This is a genomic window from Actinoplanes sp. NPDC049599, from assembly GCF_044465625.1.
In the GTDB taxonomy this organism is placed as follows: Bacteria; Actinomycetota; Actinomycetes; order Mycobacteriales; family Micromonosporaceae; genus Actinoplanes.
Genome location: NZ_JBITLX010000094.1, coordinates 1 through 1,131 on the forward strand (window position 1 = coordinate 1; position 1,131 = coordinate 1,131).

At 68.3% G+C, this 1,131-nt stretch carries 1 protein-coding gene; it reads right to left on the reverse strand.

What is annotated here, in order from left to right:
• Positions 1-1,131, reverse strand: a 1,131-nt coding sequence (locus ACIBQZ_RS43385; RefSeq protein ID WP_396094803.1) for an alpha-N-arabinofuranosidase, incomplete at both ends; no start/stop codon positions are given.

Below are 1,131 nucleotides of genomic sequence, written 5' to 3' on the forward strand. Positions count from 1 at the left end.
GCCGGAGTTCCCCGTCTGTCACGGTGGCTCCCGGCGTCGGGACCGGCACCACCCGGTCCGGTTCGTCCACCGTGTTGGCCGCCGAGAGATCGGGATCGGCCAGCGTCCACGCTTCGGCCACGGTGAACGTCCGGTCGAAACTCCCCAGCGGCACGCTGAGGGTTACCGGCTGGTCCTGGCCCCGGTTGACCACGAACACGCTGACCTCCCCCGACTCCGGGTCATGAGTGGCCACCGCGTCGACCACCGGCACCTCACCGAACCGGGCCGTGTCGTAGAGCGGCCCGTGCGGTTCCACCCGCAGGACCTCACCGCGGGCCAGGCGAGAGGTGATCGCGAACGGATGGAAGATGGTCTGACGCCAGGCCGGCCCGTTCGGCTCGCTGCGGATCGGCGCGATCACGTTCACCAACTGTGCCTGGCAGGCCGCCGTCACCCGGTCGCTGTGCCGGAGCAACGAGATCAGCAGACTGCCCACCACCACCGCGTCCGTCACGTCGTAACGGTCTTCGATCACGCGCGGGGCCACGGCCCACTCGGAAGGATCGGCCGCGGTCAGACCGGAGCGGAAGTCGGCCTGACGCCACACGTTCCACTCGTCGAACGAGACCATGATCCGTTTCGTGCTCTTCAGCCGGGCCCCGACGCTGTCCGCGGTCGCCACCACGCGCTCGACGAAGTGGTCCATGTCGACTGAGGACGCCAGAAAGCTGGCGACATCGCCGTCGACCGGTTCGTAATAGGCGTGGGCCGAGATGTAGTCGACGGCCTCGTAGGTGTGCTCGAGAACCTCGGCCTCCCAGGCCGCGAACGTGGGCATGGACGAGCTCGAGCTGCCGACGGCGACCAGGTGCAGGTCCGGATCCGCCGACCGCAACGCGCGCGCCGTCTCGGCTGCCAAACGTCCGTACTCGTGGGCCGTCTTGTGCCCAGTCTGCCAGGGGCCGTCCAGCTCATTGCCCAGGCAGAACATCTTTACCCCGTAAGGCTTGTCGTTCCCGTTGGAACGGCGAAGCTCGGCCAGACGGGTGCGGTCGGGGTGGTTCAGGTACTCATGGACGTCCAACGCCTCCTGCACCCCCCGGGTGCCGAGGTTCAGCGCGTACATCACCTCGACCCCGGCCTTGCCCG